The organism is Chromobacterium sp. (genome assembly GCF_041912965.1).
Taxonomy (GTDB): Bacteria; Pseudomonadota; Gammaproteobacteria; order Burkholderiales; family Chromobacteriaceae; genus Chromobacterium; species Chromobacterium aquaticum.
On record NZ_JAYSGF010000007.1, the window covers coordinates 132,506 to 140,116 of the forward strand.

Here is a 7,611-nt window from a genome sequence, read left to right on the forward strand (position 1 = left end):
TATAGCGATTAGTTTGAGTGATGAATTTAAAGTCCTCGCCGGACGCGCGCGCGGCGGGCTGGTATCCTTGCCGGGTTTGGATGGAAAGCGCAGACATGAAGCGATGGCATTTTCTCTGGTGCGGCTGGCTGGCCTTGTGGCTGGTCTTGCCGGCGCTGGCGGCGCCGGCCTATGGGCCCTTGTACTCTTTCAGCAAGCAGGGCCGCGTGCATTATCTGTACGGCACCATGCACGTGGGTCGAGCCGGCACGGACACGCCGGACTGGGGGCTGAGCCAGGCGATGGCGCGGAGCGAGGCCTTGGTGCTGGAACTGGATGTCGACGCGCCGGGAGCGCCGGCCGAGGTGTTGGCGCTGGCGCGGCAAGGCGCGGCCAGACAGTGGCGGCAGCTGGGTCCGGACAGTCGGCGTTTGCTGCTGGCTCAGTTGCAGCGCACCGGTGTCGAGCCTGATCAGGCGCGGAGCCTGGCTCCGGCGATGTGGCTGATGCAGTTGACGCTGAACGAGTACCAGCGGCTGGGTCAGGCGACGCAGGAGGGTAGCGAGACGATGTTGCTGCAGATGGCGCGCCGAGAGCAGCGCCCCTTGCTGGCGTTGGAGACGACCGGCGAGCAGGGGCGCATGCTGTTCGAGATGCCGGCGGCGGCTCTGCGTGAATGGGTGCGGCAGACCGCAGAATGGCAGGATAAGCCGGAGGCGGAGCGGTATTATCGCGACTTGATCGCCGCCTGGGAGCGCGGAGACCTGCCTGCCTTGCAGTCCATGGTGGCCTTGCCCGGCTATCCGCGGCTCAGCGCCTGGACCCAGCGCGAGATGCTGGACCGCCGCAACCAGGCGATGGCGCGCCGCATCGACGAGATGGCGGCGTCGCGGCGCTTGCTGGTGGCGGTGGGAGCGCTACACCTGGCCGGGCCTCAGGGCCTGGTCAAGCTGCTGCGGCAGCGCGGCTACCAGGTGACAGTGGCGCCGCGCGCGCCGTGAGCGTGCGCTAGAACCTGTTCAAAGTCTGCTGCGCTTCGGCGATACGGCGTTGAAAACAACTTCGAAATGCTCATGTACCGCTTGTACATTCCGCTTTCTCAGCCGTTTTCGCCTTGTCTCGCTCTTGCTCGCTAGAGCTTGAACGGGCTCTTAGCTCGCGTCCTTGAGATTCTTGGGCCCGAAAGCGCCTGGCAGCAGCACGTTCAGCGTGGTGTCTATGCTGTCCTCGCCGTCACAGATCGCGCGCACATGCATGCCGGGGCCGAACTCGTTCAGCACCTGGCGGCAGGCGCCGCACGGCGGCGTGGGCGTGGCGGTGGGGGTGTAGATGCACACCGCCAGCACCTCCTGGATGCCGTGGTTGGCGCGCGCGGCGTAGACCGCGGTGCGCTCGGCGCAGTTGGTCAGACCGTAGGAGGCATTCTCCACATTGCAGCCGATGTGGATCTTGCCGGCGCCGTCGAGGATGGCGGCGCCGACGGCGAATTTGCTGTAAGGGACATAGGCTTGGCGCGCGGCCAGGCGGGCGGCCATTTCCAACTCGGCCCACTGCTCGTTATTGGGGGTGTTGCCGGTCATATTGCCTCCATTGCGGTTGGCGTGGCATGTTGCGCCGCGCGCGGGGCGGCTGTCAATATGCGGCCGCGCGCTCTTCAGTACAGCAGACGACGGCCGCGTGGCGCAAGCCGCGCCGACTGATCATTGCCGCAGGTGTTGCCGGCAATGCCGCTGCATCGCGTCGGCCAGCGCCTGCGACAATTCGGATTCCACCCGCCAGTGGTGCCAGTACAGCGGGATATCCAGGTGCTGCTGCGGGAACAGGTCGATCAGCCGGCCGGCGGTCATGTCGTCTTCCAGCATCAGCTCCGGCAGCAGGCTGTAAGCCAGGCCCTGGCGCGTCACTTCGACAAAGCCCTGCGGCGTGGGCACGGTCAGGTAGGGAAAGCTGCCGTGGTAGGCGGCGGTGTGCTGCAGGAACTGGCGATGAACGTCATCCTTGCGGCTGTACAAAATGGTGGGCGCGGCGGCCAGCGCCGCCTCGCTGATGCCGGCCGGAAAATAGCGCTGGGCGAAGCCGCGGGTGGCGACGCACAGATAGCGCATTTGGCCCAGGAACAGGCTGTCCCCGCCCTGTATCGGCTGCGGTCGGGTGCTGACGCAACCTATCACATGGCCGGAACGCATCAGTTCATGGGTGTAATCCTGATCGTCCACCATGATGTCCAGCAATACCGGCTGGCTGTCCAGTACCGGCTGCACCGCCTGCAGAAACCAGGTGGCTAGGCTGTCGGCGTTGACGGCGATGGCCAAGGTGGTGAACTCCGGCCGCGGCCCGCTGGGCAGCAGGGTGTTCATCAGTTGGTTTTCCATCAGGCTGATCTGGCGGAAGTATTGCAGCAACTGACGGCCGGCCTCGGTGGGCTCGGCCGGAATGGTCCGGGTCAGCACCGGCTGGCCCAGTTGTTCTTCCAGTTGGCGGATGCGCTGGGAGATCGCGGATTGGGTGAGAAACAGCTTTTTGGCGGCTTTGTCGAAGCCGCCGGTTTCGGCGACGGCCGATAAGGTTTCCAGTTGTTTCGGATCAAGCATGTTTTTACGTCCTTACCGTGATAATTCCACGGTGTTTCTTGCCTTATCGGCGCCACCTATGGCATGTTGTGCTGCTTCGTCCGAACACGGACGGTGGCAAAGGATTGCCTGCACGCGGTGGCGGCATAAAAATAATTAGAGCGGCTGGCTGCGACGGTTCTGACCGGTCTGGCGCTGGCGGCTCATGGCCAAAGACAGGCATGTTGAAGATGCAAGCAGATAATAAGGCACTATTGGATGGCATGTGCCGTTTTATCGGGGTCCGGGCGGATCATATGGCGCGGCTGAGCGTCCATGCTCCGCTGCTGTTGTCGCGCAAGGAGGCGCTGGGCAAGGAGTTCTACTGGTATGCGCTGAAATGTCCGGACACGCTGGCGCTGCTGAGCGAGCGCCTGCCGGGCGGCATCGATTCGCTGGTGGATGCCTTGCTGCAGTATTGCGAACGGATGCTGACCCGTCCGGTGAATGAGCGCGCCGCCTGGCGCGTGGTGGAACAGGGACGCTTGATGCGCCAGTTGGGCGTGGGCCTGATGTGGGTGGTGGGCGCTTACGAGCGCTGCCAGGCGCATTTCCTGGCGCGGCTGGCCGAGGCCGGCCTGGAGCTGGCCGAGCTCGCCGCGCTGTCGCGGCTGCTGCGCAAGCGTATCTTGCTGGATCAGATGCTGCAGCTGCACGGCCATCAGCAGTCCTTGCAGGAGGCGGTAGACAGCAAGCACCGCCATTTGCAGACCATGTCCGGACTGTACGCCACCCTCAGCGGCGTCAGCATGGCCTTGGTGCGCTGTTCCGAGCGCCGCGAACTGTTCCAGTCGATCTGCGATGTCTGCGTGCGCGAAGGCGATTTCTCCCATGCCTGGGTGGGTTTGCTGGACGCCGATTCCCAATTCATCCGTCCGGCGGCGATGGCCGGTGCGCTGGCCGAGGCCTTCATTCCACGCCTGGAAGTGTCGGCGCAGCCGGACAAGCAGCATGGCCGCGGGCCCAGCGGCCGGGCGATCCGCGGCTTGACGGTGCAAGTGGTCAACGATTGCGGCGAAGATCCGTCGATGCAGCCATGGATGCGGGTGTTGACCGCCAGGAATGTGCGCAGCGCCTTGGTGGCGCCGCTGACGCTGCGCGAGCAGGTGATAGGCACTTTGTCCTTGTATTCAGGGCAGCCAGGCTTCTTCGATGACACCAAGGTTGAGCTGGTGGACACCATGGCGCGCGAGATCAGCCGCGCGCTGGAGCGCCAGGACGCGCTGGAACGCAGCCACCGGGCCGAATCCGAGCTGGCTTTCCTGTCTTTCCACGATCCGCTGACCGGCCTGCCCAACCGCCACCTGATGAAGGAACACATCGACAAGCAATTGCAGATCCGCCGCGCCAACGCGCAACTGGCGGTGCTGGTGCTGTCCATCGAGGGTTTCCATGAAATCAACGCTCGCCTCGGGCACGAGGGCGGCGACGCGGTGCTGTGCGAAGTGGCCAACCGGCTGCGGCGCTGCATCTATCCCTATGGTTATGTCGGCCGCGTGGGCGCATCGCGCTTTGTCGCCTGCAGCGATCGTCACGAGCAGCTGGACCAACTGGTGGACAGTCTGATGAGCAGTCTGCAGCAGCCGGTGGATTGCATGGGAGTGGTGATCCACACCCGTTGCAGCATGGGCATCGTGGTGGAACCGGTGAACGGCCGCAGCGACGCCGCGGCGTTGCTGCGCCGCGGTGAACTGGCGCTGAGCCGCGCCAAGGACGCCGGCGGCGGCCATTGTCGCTATTACCATGTGACCATGGATGAGGAAATCCAGCACATGCACGCGGTGCGCAACGCTTTCGCGCTCGCCATCGCCCGCGACGAACTGGCCTTGTTTTACCAACCCAAGATCAATCTGCGCAACAACCGCATCGAAGGAGTGGAAGCGCTGGTGCGCTGGCGCCGCAACGGCCGGCTGGAAATGCCGGGCGCCTTCTTCCCGGCGATAGAGAACACCGACCTGATGCGGGAGCTGGACTGGTGGGTGTTGCGCGAAGCCTTGCGCCAGTCCGGCGAATGGCTGGCGGAAGGCCGCCATATCCCGGTCAGCGTCAATCTGTCCGCCATCACGCTGAAGCACGAGGGTTTCGTGCCCGGCATTCAGGCGCTGCTGCAAGCCTATCCGCTGCCGGCGGGCTATCTCGAGCTGGAAGTGCTGGAGAGCGTGACCCAGCAGGAGGCGGAGCAGATCACCGCCAAGCTGGAGCATTGCCGCGATCTGGGGCTGTCCATCGCGCTGGATGACTTCGGCACCGGCGCGTCCTCGCTGGTGCATCTGCAGCAGCTACCCTTCGACACCATCAAGATAGACCAGCGCTTCGTGCGCCTGCTGCTGGACACGCCGGGCAACGAGGCCATCATCCGCAGCATGGTGTCCTTCGCCCACTACACCGGCCGCAAGCTGGTGGTGGAAGGCGTGGAGAGCCGGGCGATCTGGGACCGCCTGCTGGAGATAGGCTGCCTGGACGGCCAGGGCTACGAGATTTCGCCGCCGGTGGACCCGCAGCACTTGCCGGAGTGGATCGCCGATTGGGAGCGGCGTTCGAAAATAAGTTCTGCTTATATCTGATAATTTTTATTAGTTTTACTTAGCGGCGCCGCTGCCTTAGTCTGTGTGAAAACTTTCCGGGAGCGGTACTTGTTCAACTTCAGCGTTTATCTGTCTGCCCTTGGGCTATCCATCGGGCAGATCGTCGGCATTGGGCCGCAGAATGCCTTCGTGCTGCGGCAGGGCATAGGCCGCAGCCACATCCTGCCCATCGTCGCGATCTGCATCGTCGCCGATGTGTTCCTGATCGCCTGCGGCGTGATGGGCGTGGGCAAGCTGCTCAATGCGATTCCCGGCTTCATCGTCACCGTTACCTGGCTGGGCGCGGGCTTCATCCTGTGGTTGGGCTACAAGGCTTTCCGCTCCGCGCTGACGCCGGGAGCGATGTCGCTGGCCGGCGGCGTGGAGCGCGACCGCAAGCGCGCGATCCGCACCGTGCTGGCGGTGACCCTGCTCAATCCCTATACCTGGCTGGACACGGTGGTGTTGATCGGCGGCGTGTCCGCGATTTACGGCGAAAGCGCCGCGCCATCCTTTCTGTTGGGCAGCCTCAGCGCCTCGGTGCTGTGGTTCGGCGGCATCGGCTGCTTCGCCGGCAAGTTGGCGCCGCTATTCCAGCGGCCGCAAAGCTGGCGGGTGCTGGATTGTGTGATCGGCCTGGTGATGCTGTTCACCGCCTTCATGTTGTTGCGCAATTATGGTTTCGAGGCGATGGCCTGAGTAGACGAGGCCCGACGGGCGTGTATCTTTGAGAGTGACGGCTTGCTTTCGGCAACCCGTCACTTTTTCATGTACGGCTTGTCGTGACAAGGTAATTTTTCACTGTCTTTTTATTCATATGGAATTGCAAAATAACTTTGTAAATCCAAAATCATTTACCATAACTAAATCTCCGTTGTGAACAACATAAGGAGAGTTAGTCATGAGAAGTCTGATCCAAGCCAGTCTAGTCGGGGTTTCCATGCTGGCCAGCCTGTCGTCCCCGGCGGTGGCAGCCCCGGTGAACAATAGCTACATCCAGTCCAGCGCCAATGAGATCCGTGGCTTCCTCGGCGGTTACGCGCGGCCGACGGTTTACGTCAACCAATACGCCTGCCGCGAACCCCAGCTCAGCGCGATGGCGTGCGGACCGTACACCATCAGCGTCGGCACCGGCTTCCTGCAGCAGCAGGAAAACAGCTACGGCAATTACGTGGCCAAATTCATCCTGGCGCACGAATGGGGCCACTCCATCCAGTTCACCAACAATATCTACCGCCAGGCGCCGATGCAGGAACTGCAGGCCGACTGCGTGGGGGGCACCTTCGCCAAATACGCCGAAACCAATCTGCGTTATCCCAGCTTTATCGAAAACGCGGTGGCTTCGGCGCGCAACGCGGCCGATTACGGCGAGCACGGCACGCCGTCGCAGCGCGATTATTATTCGCGCTATGGTCACGCCAACGGCCTCAACGCTTGCCTGAACTCGATCTGATCGACGATGGGCAAGCGCTTATGGGCGGCGGCCGGCGGGCTGGCGCTGCTGGGGCTGGCCTGGGCCAATCTGCCTGAGCCGGTGCGCGCCCAGCTAGGCCTGGACGAGCCGGCGCCGGCGACAAGGCGCGCCGGCCAGGCTGAGGCGCCCGCGGTCAGCAGCGCGGCGCCTGCCGCTTCCTACCAAGGGCTGAGTTTCGCGGTGGGAGATGGTCCGGCGCCGGCTGCTGCGGCACTGGCGCCGCCACAGGAAAGCCAGGCCGAGCGCCAGCGCAAGCAGCAGCTGCGCCAGCTGGGCTACGCCATCGACGAGCGCTTGTACCGGCTGCCGCTGGCGGAGCTACGCAAGCTGGCCGCCGCCGGCAATGTGCAGGCCTTGACCCATCTGGCCGAGCGCTATCTGTTCGAACTGGACGGCAAGCCGCAGCGGCCGGACTTCGAGCCGGGCACGCGCTACCGCGAAGAGGCGCGCGCCGCCTTGCAGCAGGCCTACCAGCTGGGCAACCGTCACGCGGCGGCGATGATCTCGGAGAGCTATCTGCTGGAGAAGCAGCCCCTGGAGGCGGCGGCCTGGAACCTGGTGGCGCGGCGCGCCGGCGACACGCTCAGCGCGGACTGGTTTCTGACCACCAAGGACTACCGGCAGCTGGACGCCGGGCAGAAAGCCGCGGCGGCGGCGCGCGCCGAGCAGATCTGGCGCGATTTGCAGCCGGGCAAGGGCGCGGCCAAAGGCTAGCGGCGGCAAAAAACCGGCGGCCCCTCGCGGGCGCCGCTGGTTTTTCTTATCTCACGAATCCTGCCTGCCGGGTGAAACCGGCGGTTTAGAGCCTGTTCAAAGTCTCGCGAGCAAGAGCGAGACAAGGCGTTGCGGCTGAGAAAGCGGAATGTACACACGGTACATGAGCATTTTGAAGTCGTTTTCAACGCCGTATCGCCGAAGCACAGCAGACTATGAACAGGTTCTTAGAACCTGTTTACGATCTCCGGAGCAATAGAGCCAGGAAAGC

Annotated in this window: 7 protein-coding genes; 5 read left to right on the forward strand and 2 right to left on the reverse strand. The window is 63.8% G+C overall.

Going from position 1 to position 7,611, the window contains the following annotated elements:
• Positions 1 to 95 precede the first annotated feature (95 nt).
• Entirely contained in the window at positions 96 to 980 is an 885-nt protein-coding gene (locus ACE3QM_RS05830; RefSeq protein ID WP_374420874.1) for a TraB/GumN family protein, read from the forward strand.
• A gap of 150 nt (positions 981 to 1,130) precedes the next feature.
• On the opposite strand, the gene ACE3QM_RS05835 is transcribed toward ACE3QM_RS05830, so the two are convergent.
• Both ACE3QM_RS05835 and ACE3QM_RS05840 read right to left on the reverse strand, forming a co-directional pair.
• Positions 1,131 to 1,559 (reverse strand): cytidine deaminase, encoded by a 429-nt coding sequence (locus ACE3QM_RS05835; protein ID WP_231460938.1) that lies wholly within the window; start codon positions 1,557 to 1,559, stop codon positions 1,131 to 1,133.
• Between the two features lie 120 nt (positions 1,560 to 1,679).
• Positions 1,680 to 2,570 carry a LysR family transcriptional regulator ArgP gene (locus ACE3QM_RS05840; RefSeq protein ID WP_048411535.1) on the reverse strand — a complete coding sequence of 297 codons (891 nt, stop codon included), beginning with the start codon at positions 2,568 to 2,570 and terminating at the stop codon, positions 1,680 to 1,682.
• Between the two features lie 209 nt (positions 2,571 to 2,779).
• Here ACE3QM_RS05840 and ACE3QM_RS05845 point away from each other — a divergent pair, with 209 nt between their 5' ends.
• The 4 genes from ACE3QM_RS05845 (at position 2,780) to ACE3QM_RS05860 (ending at position 7,340) form a co-directional block, all read left to right on the forward strand.
• Positions 2,780 to 5,152, forward strand: a complete 2,373-nt coding sequence (locus ACE3QM_RS05845) for an EAL domain-containing protein (protein ID WP_374420878.1) — start codon at positions 2,780 to 2,782, stop codon at positions 5,150 to 5,152.
• 69 nt (positions 5,153 to 5,221) lie between these two features.
• Positions 5,222 to 5,851, forward strand: a complete 630-nt coding sequence (locus ACE3QM_RS05850) for a LysE/ArgO family amino acid transporter (RefSeq protein ID WP_048411536.1) — start codon at positions 5,222 to 5,224, stop codon at positions 5,849 to 5,851.
• A 202-nt stretch (positions 5,852 to 6,053) separates the two neighbouring features.
• Positions 6,054 to 6,605: a hypothetical protein gene (locus ACE3QM_RS05855; protein ID WP_374420880.1), complete on the forward strand. Its 552-nt coding sequence runs from the start codon at positions 6,054 to 6,056 to the stop codon at positions 6,603 to 6,605.
• Between the two features lie 6 nt (positions 6,606 to 6,611).
• Positions 6,612 to 7,340, forward strand: coding sequence for a hypothetical protein (locus ACE3QM_RS05860; RefSeq protein ID WP_374420882.1), 729 nt, complete (start codon positions 6,612 to 6,614; stop codon positions 7,338 to 7,340).
• The last annotated feature ends 271 nt before the right edge of the window (positions 7,341 to 7,611 follow it).